Origin of the sequence: Listeria tempestatis, from assembly GCF_963575625.1 — a bacterium.
In the GTDB taxonomy this organism is placed as follows: domain Bacteria; phylum Bacillota; class Bacilli; order Lactobacillales; family Listeriaceae; genus Listeria; species Listeria tempestatis.
This window is the reverse complement of the sequence record NZ_CAUYTK010000006.1, coordinates 61019-78572: the sequence shown is the minus strand read 5'-3', so window position 1 is coordinate 78572 and position 17554 is coordinate 61019. Positions and strand designations below refer to the sequence as shown.

At 36.7% G+C, this 17554-nt stretch carries 18 protein-coding genes and 1 tRNA gene; 11 read left to right on the top strand and 8 right to left on the bottom strand.

All coding sequences use genetic code 11. The features are described from left to right. Positions 1-50: 50 nt before the first annotated feature. Both dnaN and dnaA read right to left on the bottom strand, forming a co-directional pair. Positions 51-1196, bottom strand: a complete 1146-nt coding sequence (dnaN, locus tag R8923_RS09225) for a DNA polymerase III subunit beta (RefSeq protein WP_485872495.1) — start codon at positions 1194-1196, stop codon at positions 51-53. A gap of 181 nt (positions 1197-1377) precedes the next feature. After that, entirely contained in the window at positions 1378-2727 is a 1350-nt protein-coding gene (dnaA, locus tag R8923_RS09220; protein ID WP_485872494.1) for a chromosomal replication initiator protein DnaA, read from the bottom strand. Positions 2728-3164: 437 nt separating this feature from the next. On the opposite strand from dnaA, the gene R8923_RS09215 reads away from it, so the two are divergent. The 5 genes from R8923_RS09215 (at position 3165) to jag (ending at position 5893) form a co-directional block, all read left to right on the top strand. Then, on the top strand, positions 3165-3632 hold the full coding sequence (locus R8923_RS09215) for a hypothetical protein (protein WP_485872493.1): 468 nt from the start codon (positions 3165-3167) through the stop codon (positions 3630-3632). A gap of 147 nt (positions 3633-3779) precedes the next feature. Continuing rightward, positions 3780-3914: a 50S ribosomal protein L34 gene (rpmH, locus tag R8923_RS09210; protein ID WP_007548627.1), complete on the top strand. Its 135-nt coding sequence runs from the start codon at positions 3780-3782 to the stop codon at positions 3912-3914. A gap of 95 nt (positions 3915-4009) precedes the next feature. Next, complete coding sequence (gene rnpA, locus R8923_RS09205; protein WP_485872529.1) at positions 4010-4372, top strand: ribonuclease P protein component; 363 nt, start codon at positions 4010-4012, stop codon at positions 4370-4372. A 40-nt stretch (positions 4373-4412) separates the two neighbouring features. Next, positions 4413-5276, top strand: a complete 864-nt coding sequence (yidC, locus tag R8923_RS09200) for a membrane protein insertase YidC (protein WP_485872492.1) — start codon at positions 4413-4415, stop codon at positions 5274-5276. Continuing rightward, positions 5273-5893 carry an RNA-binding cell elongation regulator Jag/EloR gene (gene jag, locus R8923_RS09195; RefSeq protein WP_485872491.1) on the top strand — a complete coding sequence of 207 codons (621 nt, stop codon included), beginning with the start codon at positions 5273-5275 and terminating at the stop codon, positions 5891-5893. Before yidC ends, jag begins: the two co-directional genes overlap by 4 nt. A gap of 310 nt (positions 5894-6203) precedes the next feature. Here the strand turns inward: jag and R8923_RS09190 are convergent, their stop codons facing one another. The 6 genes from R8923_RS09190 to R8923_RS09165 form a co-directional block, all read right to left on the bottom strand. Beyond that, entirely contained in the window at positions 6204-7115 is a 912-nt protein-coding gene (locus tag R8923_RS09190) for a metallophosphoesterase (protein ID WP_485872490.1), read from the bottom strand. 117 nt (positions 7116-7232) lie between these two features. Then, positions 7233-7305: transfer RNA gene (locus R8923_RS09185), tRNA-Val, on the bottom strand. A 95-nt stretch (positions 7306-7400) separates the two neighbouring features. Next, complete coding sequence (locus R8923_RS09180) at positions 7401-8495, bottom strand: DUF4097 family beta strand repeat-containing protein (RefSeq protein ID WP_485872489.1); 1095 nt, start codon at positions 8493-8495, stop codon at positions 7401-7403. Position 8496: 1 nt separating this feature from the next. Next, positions 8497-9084, bottom strand: coding sequence for an HAAS signaling domain-containing protein (locus R8923_RS09175; RefSeq protein WP_485872488.1), 588 nt, complete (start codon positions 9082-9084; stop codon positions 8497-8499). Then, positions 9077-9409: a PadR family transcriptional regulator gene (locus tag R8923_RS09170; RefSeq protein ID WP_485872487.1), complete on the bottom strand. Its 333-nt coding sequence runs from the start codon at positions 9407-9409 to the stop codon at positions 9077-9079. The genes R8923_RS09175 and R8923_RS09170 overlap by 8 nt, the downstream gene beginning before the upstream one ends. Positions 9410-9552: 143 nt before the next feature. Next, the gene (locus R8923_RS09165) at positions 9553-10572 is read right to left on the bottom strand and encodes a LacI family DNA-binding transcriptional regulator (protein ID WP_485872486.1); all 1020 of its coding nucleotides are present in this window, start codon (positions 10570-10572) and stop codon (positions 9553-9555) included. 209 nt (positions 10573-10781) lie between these two features. Here R8923_RS09165 and R8923_RS09160 point away from each other — a divergent pair, with 209 nt between their 5' ends. The 6 genes from R8923_RS09160 to R8923_RS09135 all read left to right on the top strand — a co-directional run bounded on the left by R8923_RS09160 (position 10782) and on the right by R8923_RS09135 (position 17541). Further along, positions 10782-12473 carry an alpha-amylase family glycosyl hydrolase gene (locus R8923_RS09160; RefSeq protein WP_485872485.1) on the top strand — a complete coding sequence of 564 codons (1692 nt, stop codon included), beginning with the start codon at positions 10782-10784 and terminating at the stop codon, positions 12471-12473. Beyond that, positions 12470-13774 carry an ABC transporter substrate-binding protein gene (locus R8923_RS09155; protein WP_485872484.1) on the top strand — a complete coding sequence of 435 codons (1305 nt, stop codon included), beginning with the start codon at positions 12470-12472 and terminating at the stop codon, positions 13772-13774. The genes R8923_RS09160 and R8923_RS09155 overlap by 4 nt, the downstream gene beginning before the upstream one ends. Before the next feature lie 93 nt (positions 13775-13867). Further along, positions 13868-14749 (top strand): carbohydrate ABC transporter permease, encoded by an 882-nt coding sequence (locus R8923_RS09150; RefSeq protein WP_485872483.1) that lies wholly within the window; start codon positions 13868-13870, stop codon positions 14747-14749. Next, on the top strand, positions 14736-15587 hold the full coding sequence (locus R8923_RS09145; protein ID WP_485872482.1) for a carbohydrate ABC transporter permease: 852 nt from the start codon (positions 14736-14738) through the stop codon (positions 15585-15587). Before R8923_RS09150 ends, R8923_RS09145 begins: the two co-directional genes overlap by 14 nt. 97 nt (positions 15588-15684) lie before the next feature. Beyond that, positions 15685-16737 carry a zinc-dependent alcohol dehydrogenase gene (locus R8923_RS09140; RefSeq protein ID WP_485872481.1) on the top strand — a complete coding sequence of 351 codons (1053 nt, stop codon included), beginning with the start codon at positions 15685-15687 and terminating at the stop codon, positions 16735-16737. Positions 16738-16749: 12 nt separating this feature from the next. Then, positions 16750-17541: a sugar phosphate isomerase/epimerase family protein gene (locus R8923_RS09135; protein ID WP_485872480.1), complete on the top strand. Its 792-nt coding sequence runs from the start codon at positions 16750-16752 to the stop codon at positions 17539-17541. The last annotated feature ends 13 nt before the right edge of the window (positions 17542-17554 follow it).

The window sequence follows — 17554 nt, the reverse complement described above, 5'->3', positions numbered from 1 at the left end:
CGTAAGCACCTCATTAAAAAGAAAACCCACCGAGTTAGGCGGGCTCTCAATTAATACGTACGAACAGGTGTAATTAATTGCAAAATTTCATTTGGATTTTCTGCATCGCGAGGACGAAGAACAAATGGTCGCATTGTTCCAGCGAAGGAAATTTGAATATCGTCACCTTCAAAAGCACGAAGCGCATCCATCATATATTTTCCATTAAACGAAATTTTCAAGTCTTCACCTGTGAAGCTTTGGCTAAATAATTTTTCAGAAACATTTCCGACTTCCGGAGAATTAGAAGATATTTCTACTTGTCCATTTTCAAGTGTCGTTAGTTTAATAACATTATTTCGATTTTCGCGTGCAAGTAAAGATGCTCGGTCAATTGCTTGCAAGAATGCTTTTGCATTAATAACTAACTCTGATTTTGTATCAGTTGGAATTAAGCGTGATGTATCTGGATAACTACCTTCTAAAAGGCGTGAATAGAAAAGTAAATCTTTTAATTTAAATAGAATTTGATTGTTTGCAAGAACCATTTCAATAGATTCTGTTGCATCGTCTAAAATTTTATTTAATTCAGCTAAACTTTTTCCTGGAATAACAATGTTGTATTCTTCGTTTATTTCAGCTTCAAGTGGAATTTCGCGTAACGCAAGTCGGTGGCTATCCGTTGCAACAGCCGTTAACATATTGTTTTTAATAATCCAATTGACACCCGTAAGTACAGGTCGAACTTCAATTGCAGAAACTGCAAAAACCGTTTGACGAATAATATTTTTAAGTACATTAATTGGAATCCTAATTTTTTTACCATCTGAAACTTCTGGTAACTTAGGATACTCATAAACATCTAGTCCATTTAAGGTGAAAAATGCTTGTCCAGAACGAATTGTCGTTTGATTATTTGTTGTCACTTCTATTTCAACATTTTCATCAGGTAAACGACGAACAATATCTCCAAAATATTTAGATTGTAAAACAATTCCTCCGAATGATTCAACTTCAACAACGACTTCATCATTTTCAATTAATGGGATAAATGCCTCGATTGAAATATCAGAATCGCTACCTGTTAAAGTAACACCTTCATCATTCACCATCATTTTTATCCCTGTCAAAATTGGAATTGTTGTTCGGGATGAGATAGCACGTGTGACTTCATTTACAGCAAGAACTAGGCGGTCACGTTGAATAACAAATTTCATAAAAATCCCCCATTATCATTTTTTGTAAAACCTTTTAATTAATTAATAAAAAATCGTAGTAATAGTAATAGGCACTGTGGATTTGTGGATAAGTGAGAAAATGACTTCGTGTGAAAAGTTTTCCACATGTTAATAAGTTGTGTATAAGTCGGTATTAGTTTTCCACATGTCCACAATCCAATTAAACATTTTTACGCAAGTTTTTTTCAATTTCAGCGATATCATTTTTTAAAGTAGTATCACTTTTTAAGAGCTGTGTAATTTTTTCGTGAGCATGAATGACAGTCGTATGATCACGTCCACCAAATTCATCACCAATCTTTGGAAGAGAGGCATCTGTAAGTTCACGAGATAAATACATGGCAATTTGTCTAGGAAAAGCAATACTTTTCGTCCGTTTTTTTGCTTTAAAATCTTCTAGTTTCACATGAAAATACTCACCAACAACCTCTTGAATACTACTAATCGTTATAACGGTCGATTTTGAGTTCGGAATAATGTCTTTTAAAGCTTCCGCAGCAAGACCAGCTGTAATATCTTTATTGACTAAAGAGGAGTAGGCGACAACACGAATGAGTGCCCCTTCAAGCTCTCGAATATTGGAATCAATTTGATTGGCAATATAAAGCATAACCTCATTTGGTATATCAAGACCGTCTGCTTTGGCTTTTTTCCTTAAAATGGCAATCCGTGTTTCAAGGTCTGGCGGAGTTATATCAGTTATAAGCCCCCATTCAAAGCGAGAACGAAGCCTATCTTCTAACGTTGGAATTTCCTTTGGAGGTCGGTCACTCGAAATAATAATTTGTTTTTGCTCATCATAAAGTGTGTTGAAAGTATGGAAAAACTCTTCTTGTGTTCCTTCTTTACCAGCTAAAAATTGAATATCATCAATCAATAAAACATCAACATTACGATATTTTGTTCGAAATTCTTCGGTTTTATTGTCTCGAATAGAGCTAATAAACTCATTTGTAAATTTTTCACTCGATAAATACATAACTTTGGCATTTTCTTTATGTTGTTGCACATAATGACCTACTGCGTGCATTAAATGCGTTTTCCCAAGCCCCACGCCTCCATAAATAAATAACGGATTATAGGCTTTTGCTGGTGCTTCAGCCACAGCAAGTGAAGCGGCATGAGCAAATCGATTTCCAGAGCCGATAACAAACGTGTCAAAAACATATCTAGGATTTAGCATATGTTTGGCATTATCTGGATCATTTTCGTCTAACATAATTTGATTAGGTTGAATGGGCTTATAATCAAAGTTTTCATCCTGTTCACCATCGATAAAACGAACTTCGAATAATGTTCCAGTTACTTCTTGCAAAATATTTGCGATAAATTGTGTATAACTTTTTTCTAGCCAATCCCGTACAAAATTATTAGGAGCTGAAATGATGAAGGTATTATCTTCTAATGAATGTGCAGTTGTCGATTTCATCCATGTATCATAACTTGGCTTACTCATATTTTTTTGGACGATTTGTAGCACATCAGACCAAATATCTTCAATAGGTTGCAAAAAACTCCCCCCTCTTCATTTTTAGTTATTTATCCACAAGTTAAAAAAACAGTGGATAAAGATATCCCGGGACTGTTTAAAAAATATCCACAACGTAAAACAATACTGTGGATAAGTTTAGTTTTCCCCAATTATTTTATATTTCAACACCTGATATATTATCAAAAAAATGCTTGAATAGCAAGGACTTTCAAATTTTGTCCCCAAACTTATACACCTGTGAAAAAAAGTTGTCCACAGTATGTGTTATTGTGTATAACTTGTGAATAGGCATCTGAATAAAATTTGAAATCAATTCAAATTATCCACAATCAAAATCATAATATGTGGATAATTTTAAAAGAAAGTGTAAGTTTATCCACTTACTAAACAAAAATTATGGAGCTATGGTAGAATGGTAGTACAGTGTAAAAATGACAAAAAGGTTGTGTTCAAGCATGCATTTTCAGAGATTAATCAATAGTAAAGATTTAGAATTTTACCGAGTTGCTGAACAAAATAATAGAGAAGAGGCATTTGGATACCTCGTCATTTATGATAAAAGGGGACCAGCTGTGTTAAAAGATTTTACTGTTTTTTATAAAAGTAGTATTGAACCAAAAATATTTGAAGAAAGTCTTAAAAAGAATCACATCTACGTTCTTTTTTTCCATTTTACAGATATAGAAGAAGTTGAGGAGATGCCAAAATTTGCGAAAGTTATTCATTTTATAGAAGATTTATTGAAATTTAATGAGTCTAGTTATTATATGGATAATTATTTGATTCAAAAAAATTTATATTTTGAATGTCCACTTGAATATGAAAAAATTGGTGAGTTTCTTCAATATTTAAAGGAAGTCTCCGAACGAAAAATTCCCTATTTTAAAACAGAAAGAAAAAAATATCTGAATTTATCACAGTAAAGGGGTTTTTTTGATGCTTAAAATATGGTATGATTATGTGCGGAGTTTATCTAGCTCTATTGACAAATAAAGTTAATTTACGTACAATATTTAAGACTGTCTAATAGATTTAATTCGATTGGACCCATTTATGGGAGGTGTAACAAAATGAAAAGAACATATCAACCAAGTAAACGTAAAAGAAAAAAAGTACATGGTTTCCGTACACGTATGAGTTCTAAAAATGGACGTAGAGTTTTAGCAGCACGTCGTCGTAAAGGAAGAAAAGTTTTATCTGCGTAGACCACTGAAAAGGCTCAGTGGTTTTTTTATTGGAAGGTTTGATGATCAAACAAATCACAAAAAGTATTTTTCCGGGTATTCCAAAAGGAGTCAGTATGAAAAAAGAATATCGCATCAAAAAAAATGATGATTTCCAGCTTGTTTTTAAGAAAGGAAAGTCATTTGCTAACCGGCAATTTGTCGTGTATAAATTAAAGAGAGAAGATTTACAACATTTTCGAATTGGTTTATCTGTTAGTAAAAAAATTGGAAATGCTGTCTGTCGAAACCGTATTAAACGTTACATACGACAAGCTTTTCATGAATTTGAAAACGAAATTGATTCGCAAAATGATTATATTATTATCGCCAGAAAACCGGCGGCCAACATGGATTTTCACGAAGTAAAGGGTAGCTTAGAACATGTTTTAAAAATTGCTAAGGTGATGAAACGTTCTAAAACAAACTATTCAAAATGAGTGGAAATTTTAAAAAAGGCGGAATGGGAGGTAATACTTTTTGAAAAAGAAAAGAAACCTAAAGAAAAAACTGTTTATCACAAGTTTAGTAGTCTTACTTATGGCAGTTCTTTCGGGGTGTGGGTATTCAACTGACCCAATTACAAAAGACTCTACTGGATTTTGGAGTCATTATATCGTTTTTCCACTATCTTGGGTGATTACTTGGTTTGCAGATTTATTTGGTGGCAATTATGCAATGGGAATTATCGTAGTTACAATTTTAATTCGTTTGCTCATTATGCCACTAATGATTAAACAAATTAAGAGTCAAAAAGAAATGATGAATGTTCAACCAAAATTAAAAGAACTTCAAGCAAAATATGCATCAAAAGACAATGAAACAAAACAAAAACTACAACAAGAAACTATGCGTTTATACCAAGAGCATAACATCAATCCAATGATGGGTTGTTTGCCACTCTTAATTCAAATGCCAATTTTAATTGGATTTTATCAAGCAATCAGTCGAACTGCTGAGATTAAAACAGATACGTTCTTATGGATGACACTTGGAAACCCTGATCCTTATTACATTTTGCCAATTATTGCGGCTCTAACAACGTTTGCATCATCTAAAATTTCAATGATGGGACAAACACAACAAAATAAATCAATGGCGATGATTGTATATATTATGCCAGTTATGATTTTATTCATGGGGATCACGTTACCATCAGCACTAGCTCTTTACTGGATTATCGGTAACGTATTCACCGTATTCCAAACACTTTTAATCAATAATCCTTTTAAAAACAAACGTGAGTTAGAAGCACGTGAAGCGGCAGAAGCAGAAGAAGCAAGACTTCAAAAGAAAGCTGCAAACATGAAAGCTTCTAAAAAAGGAGGTAAGAAAAGAAAGTGAGAGATATCACTGCGCAAGGACAAACTGTAGAAGAAGCTGTTCAAAATGCACTTAAAGAACTCAAACTTGAAAGAAACCAAGTTGAAGTCGAAATCATGGACGAAGGAAAAAAAGGTATTTTCGGATTAGGTTCACGTCTAGCTATGGTTAAAGTAATTGAAAAAGAAAACGGCACGCAAATTGCGACCGACTATATTTTGGATATTGCTGAAAAAATGGGTGCAAAAATCTCAATTGACGTTGAAGAAGAAGGAAAAGATATTAAAATCCAAATTTCTGGAGAAAACCTAGGCGTTTTAATTGGAAAACATGGTCAAACTTTAAACTCGCTTCAATACTTAACACAACTAATTGCTAATAAACAGACCGAACAATTTAAAAATATTATCGTGAATGTTGGCGATTATCGTGAAAGACGTTATGAAACACTTTCTGGACTTGCTAAAAAGATGGGTGATAAGGCAATTAGAACGCGGCGTGCGGTACATTTGGAACCAATGCCTTCGTTCGAGCGTAAAATCATCCATGCCATTTTAAGTGAAAATACAAAAATTGAAACGCATTCGGAAGGGCGCGACCCATACCGCTATATTGTAATTAAACCTGCAAAAGCTTAAAAGATGACTTTTCATGCTAAAAGACTGATGATTATTTGTCATCAGTCTTTTTTTATTTAGAATAAATATGGAAGTTTTTTATCTAAAGTTGTTTCATGGTGTGAGGGGATGGACTTTATTTGTACGGTAGTGCCGTCAGTAATTGCGGCCGTAAGTAAATTTGCATGAACACAACCAGTATCGAGATGCACTTTATTATGGATTTGAAACGCATTTGTGGAAGCAACATGCCCGAAAAAATGAAATGGGAGGTCTTTAGAAGCTTCTTTTTTCAAAAATAGCAGCTGATTTTGGATGGGCATGTCGCGATTTAAATGGAAATTTCGCATTTTACGCCGCGACTTATCGTCCATTTTCCCAAATACTTATTTTTACAAGGTGCGTGTGTGGCAATAAAATGCCCTTTTAATTCGTAAAATGGTTTGGCATTTTCTACAAGTGTATTAAATTTTGCAAGTAATTTTGTATCAGCCTTTAAAATGGGAATTGAATCAAAATAAGTGTCTACAATAGTTTGATTGGCTCCTTTAATTTCCCCGCGAATATATTTGTAGACAAAACTTTCATGATTTCCGAGAACGAAATAAAAAAAGTTTTGATTTTTAAATAGAAATTCGACCATTTGGCGTGTTTGTTTGCCTTTATCAACAAAATCTCCTAGAAAAACAAACGCCTGATCATCGGGCGGTAAAGCTATAGCTTTACCAAATGTATCAAACTGAAATCCAAAATCTTCAAGCATAATTTTTAATTCCGAAACACATTCATGCGTATCCCCAATGATATGATACGTTTTATTTTTGGGCAGCTGACAGGACTCATATGCTGCATAATTGCTTGAAATCATTATATTCTTGTCATAATTCACATGATGAATCTTTGCGTCACTGAAATGGTGAAATGATGATTTTGAATCTCCAAAATTAAAAATCTCGATGGAATATTGATTCTTCAGTGCATGTCGCTTCAAATAATCTAAAAATTCATCCGCCAAGTGCGGTGTGCTAATAAAAACATACTCTGTATTTGCTGGATATTGAATCGCTTCTAACAACTTTTGGTCAAAATTAGCCGCGTTTTGTTCCAAATGCACAAATTTAGGAGGCGTATCCTCACACAAAATCAACTGTGGCAAAATAGTTTTCTCTAAAAACTTTTCTTTCTCTAAGCGATTTAAACCTACTAAAAGAAAAAAAGTATGAATTGATGTTTTCATTTCCATAATAACCCGTCCTTAATGTTTCACGTGAAACAATCATTATTTTTTTAGCATAGCACTTAAAAGAGGGGGAGGTAATTATAAAAGCCCATTTTCCGTGTTAGAAAATGGACTTAAAAATGGTCCCGACTGGTCTCGAACCAGCGACCCCCACCATGTCAAGGTGATACTCTCCCAACTGAGCTACAGGACCGTATAAAATAATAATACGGATTTTAATAGAAGAAGTCAATAACATAAAAGCCAACACCTTTATTTTGTTTAAAACAAAGTGTTGGCTTTCTAAATTTAATTGCTTATTTTAATGTCACCAGAAGAAGTATTCGCATTTATTTCAGTCGAAGCATTTTTAGAGTTGTTTGGCATTTTAACATCTCCGGACTTAGAACTTACATTATAAATTGCCTTAGTTCCTGTCGGTAAAGTCACATTAACTTCGCCCGAATTGGACGTTACATGAACTGATTTTGGTTCCTGGTTGAACGTCATTTCAATATCGCCAGAACTTGATTTAGCTGAAGTGCTTGCGGCAAGTCCGTCAAGTTCAATTGTACCAGAAGAGGTGCTTGAATGAACTTTTCCATCTAATAGACTTCCTTCAATATCCCCAGAATCTGTTTCAAGTGTAATTTGTTTAGCGCTAAGGTCATCAGCGGAAATTTCACCTGAATTGCTTACAAGTTTAATTTCACCGCTCGTCATATTTTCTACATCAATATCGCCTGAAGTCGTTTCAACTGCCAAATCTCCATCAATTCGAACAGCTTCAATTTCACCAGAAGAGGCTACTACATTCGTGTTGCCAGTGAGGTCGGCCAAGTGGACGTCGCCAGATTCATTATATACGCTGATTTTATCAGCGTTTGTGCGGTTAACTTGAATTTCACCAGAGGAAGCACTCGTTTTAATTGTTTGTGCGTTTCCATCTGAAACAATTGTATCCGATGAATTTCCTTGAACAACAAGTTCATTAAGTGCTTTTTCTTTGTTTAAATAAATTGTAATTTCTTGTTTGCCGGAAAGATTTATCCGCATGAAATCAACAAACGGCTCTTTGTTTTTAATTTCAAGGTTAAGTGTTGTGCCGTCATTTTGTACCTTGGCTGTTTTAATTTGATTAATTTCACTTTTTGTATAGTGACCTGAAACCTCAACATAGTTTTTGCCGTTTTGACTTTCCTTAAAGGTAATGGCGCTATCGTGTGTTGTATTAAGCGTAATATTCTCAATTTCGGTATCTGCTAATGTGAACGTTTTATTATAAGCTTCGCCTCTTTCGACCATGTTGCCGCTTTTAAATGTGAAGGCAAAACCAATTCCGCCGATGATGAGTAATGCTAAGCCGGCAAAGAAGACACGCCAAGTCCATTTTCTATTTTTCATTTTAACGTCCTCCTTTCAGCGTGTAAGTGTGCCACGAAATGACTAGAATCGTCAGTTTTTTAATTAAATTTGTAAACCAAAGAATGACGGGTAGTAACATCAATCCAAGCCCAGTCATTGCAACACTTGCAAAACCTTGGTACATTTCAAGTGTTTGACCAAACATGAGGGAGATGAGTAATAAGACGGGTGTCAAAACGAGTGTCCCAACTAAAACCCAAAGTGAAATAACCAAACTCCAAAGCGCAAAGCCGATTGGAATTAAAAGAAGTAGATCTAGGAAGATAAGTCCAATGAGTAAAATGACTCTTAAGCCTGGTGTTCGTTCTTTTGTGGTCGGTCTTCTTGGAACATAGTATGTTTCTGGCGGAGTCATAGGGTCTTGAAGTAATTCTTCGCGCTGTGTGAAGATGTCCTCAGCGATTGATTTAGGTGTGCCGAGGCTTAGTACGATTTCTTCTTCACTTTTGCCTTCTGCTTCGCCGCTTCTAAAGTGCTCGCGGTAGTCTTCGAGCAACTCTTTTCGATCTGCAGGATTAAGCGAGGCTAGGCGCTCTTCTAGTTCGGTTAAAAAAAGTTCTTTATTCACCACGTACTCCCTCCTTTTCCATTAATTTTGTAACGCTTTCTGTAAAATTGCTCCATTCAAAAATTAATTCATTCAAGTAAATTTCACCCTTTAATGTTAATTGATAATATTTTCGTGAGGGTCCCTCAGTAGACTCCTTTAAATAGGTGGTGCAATATTCATCTTTTACAAGTCGTCTTAATACTGGATAAATGGCGCCTTCTGCGACTTCAATATAGATAGAAACTTGCTGTGCGAGCTCGTAGCCATATCTGTCCTTAGAACGAATCAAATAGAGACAACAAAGTTCTAAAACGCCTTTCTTAAACTGCGGATTGACTTCCATTAAAAGTCCTCCATTCTGCACTATATTATTTTTTTAGTACTGATTATTATTCACTACTCAAGTATAGTATAACACTAACTACTGTTCAATGCAAGGTACTAAAAAAATAAAAAGAACAAAGCAAAAACTTTGTTCAGTGGATGTTAAATTTTTTTAATGGAGTCTCTTACAATCATATTGGTGGAAATGATGGTTTCTTTTGGAATGTTTTGTTCTCCTTTTAAAATTTGAAAGAGAAGTTTGGTTGCACTTTGTCCCAGACGATTGATAGGAATATCAATGGATGTTAGTGGGGGGGACAAAAAAGTTGACGCAACTTTATCATTGTAGCCGATGACGGATAAATCTTCTGGAATTTTGTAACCGTGGTCGGCGGCCATTTTATAAATACTCATGACTTTAATATCATCGGTTGCAAAAACGGCGGTTGGTTTATCGTCACCAGACATTAATTGCACGGCGGCTTTATAGCTATCTTCAATTTGGTAGCCACTATCAATAATCCAGCTTGTACGAATATCTAGTTGATGGTCGAACAGGCAATTTCTAAAGCCCGCTAGGCGATCAACGGAAACATGGTAGTCGAGAGGGGCATGAATACAGGCAATTTTTTTATGCCCGTTTTGAATAAGAAATTTAGTTAGCGCGTAGCTGTCGCCAAAATTGTCAGTATCAACGGAGTAAATATTTCGGTAAGCGCCTTCAACTTTTCCAGTAACAACAATTGGGATATTATACGCATCGATTTTATCAAAAAAAGTTTCATCTGCAGGAGAGCTGAGCATGATAATGCCTTTTATCATCTTTTCTTGGATTTTTGCAAGGCATTTTTGGAGCTCGTCGTCACTATTTTTAGCTGTTTGCAAAATTAAATCAAAATTTTCCCGTTCTGCTTCTACCGAAATCGAATGAATAATTTCTGAAAAATATGGATTTCCTGAAGTTGTTTTTGTAGAACGATTTGAAATGACCATGATTGCGTCAAAACCTGAGGAAGTCAGTGCACGTGCGAGTTTGCTCGGCTGATAATCTAATTCTTTTATGGCACGAAGCACTTTTTTACGCGATTCTTCGGAAATATTCGTTTGTTTATTGAGTACACGTGAAACCGTTGATTTCGATACACCGGCATGTTTGGCAATATCGTATATCGTGGCAGCCAATTCCATCTTCCTTTCTTTTTATGGTATCGGTTTTATGAAAAAAGCATCTAAATGTATCTTACTCAATTTTAATGGAATTGTCCAACATAGCAAAGCAAACTATTATATATCAATGCTTTTCGTAAAAAATTTCAAAAATGAATTGACAGAAAGCGCTTTCTATTTTATAATTCAATTTATGGGAGCGGTACCACAAAAAGGAGGTAATCATGAAAGAATTACAAGAAGTTTTAGCGCGAATTTATGATGCTGATGTTGTCCCAGAGCTTGCGGATAGAATTGAAGCACGCGTTTTAGAAACGAAAAAGAAAGCGCTTCATAGTAAGGCGGAGTGGGATGAAAAGGATGTTGTTTTAATTACATATGGGGATCAAATTTTCAAGGAGAGTGAGGCGAAGCTTTCGACATTTAAAACGTTTTTTGATAAATATTTGAAAAATTCGTTTGAACTGGTGCATATTTTGCCATTTTATCCTTATTCTTCAGATGATGGTTTTTCGGTTATTGATTATAAAAAGGTGAATCCTGAACTTGGAGAATGGCGGGAAATTCAGGCGCTTGCTGACGAAACGCGACTTATGTTCGACTTTGTTTGTAACCATATTTCTCGGGAAAGCAATTGGTTTAAGGAGTATTTGGCGGGAAATCCGGAGTATGAGGCGTTCTTTGTTGATTTACCAGCGGATACAGATTTAAGTCAGGTGACTCGGCCGAGAGCAACTCCACTTTTAACACCTTTTTTGAAAAAAGATGGGTCTAAAGTGAATATTTGGACCACATTTAGTGATGACCAAATTGATTTGAACTTTGAAAATCCTGAAGTGCTATATAAAATGGTGGACGTTTTGCTGTCTTACTTGGAGGAAGGTGCGTCTTATGTGCGTCTTGATGCGGTTGGTTTCATGTGGAAAGAGCCTGGTACGACTTCCATTCATTTACCGAAGACGCATGAAATCATTAAATTATTCCGTTTGATTGCGGATACGGCAAAACCTGGTACGGTGCTAATTACAGAAACAAACGTGCCTCATCGTGATAACATTAGTTATTTTGGAAATAATGATGAAGCCCAAATGGTTTATCAATTTCCGCTACCGCCACTGGTGCTCCATGCGGTTAAAAGCGGGAAGGCGTCGGTGCTTTCGGCGTGGGCAAGCGAGCTAAAAACGCCGTTTAAACAAACGACGTACTTTAATTTTCTTGCTTCACATGATGGGATTGGTTTAAATCCGATTCGCGGTATTGTTCCGGAAGAGGAGATTTTGGGGCTTGTGAAATTACTTGAAGATGAGGGTGCGCTTGTTTCATATAAAGAAAATCCAGATGGATCAAAAAGTCCATATGAGGTAAATGTGACGTATATGGATGCGCTAAATCATGCAAGTGATGCGGACGATTTGCGTTTGAAACGCTTTTTAGTGGCGCATAGTATTTTGCTTACAATTCCAGGCGTGCCAGCAATTTATGTGCAAAGCGTGCTTGGTAGTCGGAATGATTACGATGGTGTGAAGAAAACAAAACATAACCGTTCGATTAACCGTAAAAAATATGAGTACGATGAAATTACGTCTCACCTTGAGGATTCTGAAAGTTTGCGTCATAAAACTTATGATGCATTAACAAAACTCGTTGCGCTACGTAAAAATGAATCTTTATTCCACCCAGATGTTGCGATGGAAGTTTTAGACGGTGGAGAGGAATTATTTGCTTTAAAACGTGTGAACAAAACGGATGAAATGATAGTAGTTCATAATTTAGCAAATAAAACGGTACATTTTCATTTAGAAGAAGGTAGTTACACCGATATTATTTCGGGTCAATCATACCATGGGAGCGGTACCTTAGAATTAGAACCATATGCATTTTACTGGTTGAAACCAAATAAGGAGGAAAAATTATGAAAAGAAAAAGCTTAGTTTTACTTATTGTGGTATTAGTTTTCGGTGCATTACTTACAGCCTGCGGAGGTGGGTCTAAAGCGAGTGATGAAAAAGTTACAATTGAATTTATGCATTCTTCGGTAGAGAAGGACCGTTTAGATGTCATCAACAAGTTAATTGCTGATTTTGAAAAAGAACATAAGAACATTAAAGTGAAGCAAATTCCAGTTGAGGAAGATGCATATAACACAAAAGTTGTGACGCTCGCACGTTCTGGGAAACTTCCAGCTGTTATGGAAGTGAGTCAAGATTTTGCAAAAGTAATGGATAAAGATAAATTAATTGATCAAGATGCCGTTAAAAATGTGATGGAAACAGTTGGAGAAGACAATTACTACGAGGGTGCGCGCAATTTAGTTCGCTCCGAAGACGGTAAAAGTTATATTGCTGCACCAATTAGTGGCTGGGTACAAGGTATTTGGTACGATAAAAAGGCGCTAAGTGATGCTGGTTTTGAAGAACCAAAAAGCTGGGATGATGTTTTAAAAATTGCTGAACATTTTACAGATGCTAAAAACAAAAAGTACGGAATTGCAATGCCAACAGCAGAAAGCACAATGAGTGAGCAAGCCTTCTCTCAGTTTGCCCTTTCAAATAAAGCTAATGTTTTAAATACTGATGGCGATATTACTATTGATACGAAGCCAATGAATGAGGCACTCTCGTACTACAAAGAACTTTCGAAGTACACGATGCCAGGCTCGAACGATGTTACAGAAATTAAAGATGCTTTTATGAATAAAACGGCGCCAATGGCGATTTACTCAACTTATATTCTGCCCGCTGTGTTTGAAGATGGCGATGCAAAGAACATCGGTTTTGCAATTCCAGAACAAAAAGAAAAAGCTGTTTACGGGACCGTTTCTGGTTTGACGATCTCGGCGGGACTTGATGAGGCACAAAAAGAAGCAGCAAGTACGTTTGTTGAATTCTTATCAAAACCAAAAAATATGGCATCTTGGGTTCTAATGTCCCCGGGCGGTGCGCAACCGGTTAATAAGGCAGTTTTAGAAGAAGATGCGTATAAGAATAATGAAGTGGTTCAAGCATTTGGTGACCTTTCGAATGAAATTGCGGCTTCGTTTGACGAAATTCAAGTTTTCGGACTTGTTGACGGCAAAAACTTCACGAAGATGGGAGATATTACAAGCTCAGGAATCATCGCTCAAATGGTAAACAATGTAACCGTTGGCGGTGGCGATCCATCGAAAGATTTAAAAGAGGCGCAAGCTAAAGCAGAATCAGATGCATCAGGGAAGTAAAAAAGGAGGGCACTCTTTTGGTTGAAATTTTGACCAAGAGTGCCGTTCTGCTTCAAGAATAAGCGTAAACCGTTTATTCGGTAGGAGGGAATTATGAAGACAAAAATTTATAAACGATCCGACTTTAAGCTCGCGATGATTTTACTTGCGCCAAGTTTTGTTTTGCTTGCAGCGCTCGTGCTTTATCCGATGCTTTCAAACATTCATATTAGTTTTCTTGATATGCCGCTAAATCCGAATTTGAAGTCAACATTTATCGGTTTGACCAATTATTTGGATATTTTAAAGGACCCAGAGTTTTATAAATCACTAGGTCTAACAGTAGGCTATACGGTTTTAGTTGTGGCAGGAAGTACGGTACTCGGCCTTGCTGTTGCAATTTTCTTCAATCGTGAGTTTAAATTTAGAAAAACAGCTCGGTCACTCATCATTTTGTCATACGTGACGCCGTCGATTTCACTCATTTTTGCATGGAAATACATGTTCAACAATGGATATGGTATTGTCAATTATTTTACAGTTGATTTACTGCACATTTTTGATTCGGCACCGCTCTGGTTTGACAATCCCGTTTCGAGTTTCTTTCTAGTCGTGCTATTCGCGATTTGGCGCTATTTTCCGTACGCTTTTATTTCGTTTCTTGCTATTTTACAAACGATTGATAATTCACTTTATGAAGCGGCGGATATGGACGGAGCAAATTTCTGGCAAAAGTTTAAAATTGTTACCTTACCAGCAATAATGCCAGTTTTAGCAACAGTTGTAACACTCCGTGCCATTTGGATGTTCTATATGTTTACCGATGTATATCTTCTAACGAATAAAGTGAATATTTTAGGGGTGTACTTGTATAAAACGGCATTTGCCTTCAATGATTTAGGAAAAGCGGCGGCCATTTCCGTGATTCTCTTTGTTATTATCTTTGTGGTCATTATCTTTACGAGAAAGCGGGTGGATTTAAATGGCGGTAAGTAGCAAAAAAGCAAAACGTACGAAAAAAATTGCATTTTATATCACCATGATTGCCTTTTTAATAGTTTCTCTTTTCCCATTTTTCATTATGCTCATGACGTCGTTTAAAGGCACGAAAGAAGCCATTTCAACGAGTCCAACCATTTTCCCACGAGACTTCACGTGGCAACATTACATTGATATTTTTAACCCAGATATTTTCCCGTTTCTAACCTATTTCAAAAATAGTTTTGTCGTGTCGGTAGTTGCAGCGGCAGTTGCTGTGGCTCTTGGGATATTAGGCGCGTATGCATTATCCAAACTGCGGTTTAAAGGACGCATCACTATAAACGCAAGCTTTTATACCGTATATATGTTTTCAGGAATTTTGTTAATCGTTCCTTTGTTTAAAATTATTTCAAGTTTAGGCTTGTATGATACTGAAACGTCGCTAATCATTACAATGGTCGTGCAAACCTTGCCGACAGCAGTATTTATGCTAAAAAGCTATTTTGATACCATACCAGACGATATTGAAGAAGCTGCAATGATGGACGGTTTAAACCGATTCCAAATCATTTTGCGAATTATTATTCCGCTTGCAGTTTCTGGTATTATTTCGGTGTTTGTATACTGCTTCATGGTCGCTTGGAATGACTATTTATTCGCCTCGATTTTCCTATCGAGTTCTGAAAAATTCACACTCCCAATTGGGTTAAACACACTATTTAGTACACCTGATTATATTTGGGGTCGAATGATGGCAGCGTCACTTATTACAGCGCTTCCGGTTGTGATTATGTACGCACTATCTGAACGATTTATTAAAGGAAATCTAACAGACGGCGGCGTTAAAGGATAAGTTAAATGAGCAACAAACGGCTTGGAATTCTGTGATGTCCCGCCGTTTGTTAGTTCATCATGTACGTTTTTGAATTTGATTGGAAAGGAAGTTTATAATGAAAAAATTAGTTGCAACTAAACCGCGTGTAGCGGCGCTTGTTGAATATGAGGAAGAAAAGGTTCAAAAGGATGAAGTAAAAATTAAGGTAGAATTCGCTTCGCCAAAACACGGTACAGAAGTGGTTGATTTTAGAGGAATTAGCCCGTTTATCGATGAAGAATTTTCACCAGAATGGAATATGTTTGTGAAACGAGATGCGGGGGCAAAACGTGGTATTGAATTTGGTGACCTGCCACTTGGCAACATGATTTGTGGTGAAATTATTGAAATTGGGGAAACTGTGACCGAATATGCCGTGGGTGATAAAGTACTTACTTACGGACAAATTCGAGAAACCGTCATTGCAAAAGGCGTAAACAATTACAAGTTGCGTAAAATTCCAGCTGGTGGTAGCTACAAAAATGCGGTTTGCTATGATCCTGCCCAATTTGCAATGAGCGGCGTTCGCGACGCACATGTTCGCGCTGGTGATTTTGTTGTCGTTGTCGGTCTAGGCGCCATCGGACAAATTGCCATTCAACTTGCCAAAAAAGCGGGGGCAAGCATTGTTATCGGAGTGGACCCAATTGGGCATCGCCTTGAAATTGCTAAAAAACATGGTGCGGATTTCACTTTTGACCCTACAAAAGTTGATGTTGGCTTAGAAATTAAAAAAGTGACAAACAAATTGGGTGCCGACTCTATTATCGAAACAAGTGGGAACGTAGCGGCGCTACAAAGCGCATTACGCGGCATTGCATATGGTGGGATAATCTCTTATGTGGCTTTCGCCAAACCATTTCCAGAAGGCTTTAATTTAGGACGTGAGGCACATTTTAACAATGCGAAAATTGTCTTTTCTCGTGCGGCAAGTGAGCCAAATCCAGATTATCCGCGCTGGGATAGAAAACGAATTGAAGACACCTGCTTTGAGCTACTAATGAATGGTTATTTGGACTGTGAGGATATTATTGATCCCGTCATTCCGTTTAAAGAAAGCGCAGAAGGTTTCATGAAATATGTCGACCAGCATCCAGACGAAAGCATCAAAATGGGTATTAATTTTTAAGGAGAGATTAGGATGAAAATAGGAACACAAAACCAAGCATTTTTTCCAGAAAATATTCAAGAAAAATTTCAATATGTGAAAGATTTAGGCTTCGATGGCTTTGAGATTGATGGCAATCTACTTGTTCAAAACCTTGAAGAAATAAAAGCCGCTATCAAAACGACGGGACTGCCTGTTTCAACCGCTTGTGGCGGTTATGATGGCTGGATTGGCGATTTCATCGAAGAAAGACGCTTGCGTGGTTTAGAGGAGATTAAAACTATTTTGCACGCTTTAAAAGAGGTTGGCGGGAAGGGAATTGTTGTACCGGCAGCCTGGGGCATGTTCACATATCGCCTCCCACCAATGACGTCCCCTCGTTCGACTGAGGGCGATTTTGCGGCGGTTAGCGCCTCTTTAATTGAGCTTGATAAGGTAGCAGGGGAAACAGGTACAACCGTCTTCCTTGAGCCGCTTAATCGCTATCAGGATCATATGATTAATACACTTCAAGATGCGCAAAACTATATTGATAAAAATGAGCTAAAAAATGTGAAAATCATCGCCGATTTTTACCATATGAATATTGAAGAAGATGGTATTTCCGAGGCGTTAACAGTGCATCAAAAAGATGTTAAACACATTCATCTTGCCGATAATCATCGGTACCAACCGGGTAGCGGGGCGCTTGATTTCAAAAAACATTTTGATACGTTAAAAGAACTCGGCTACGACGGGTATATGACCTTTGAATGTCGCATTCGCAGTGAAAATCCAGAGCAGGCATATAAAGATGCGCTTGCTCACATTAAAAGTTGTTTGTAGTTAGGAGTTAATG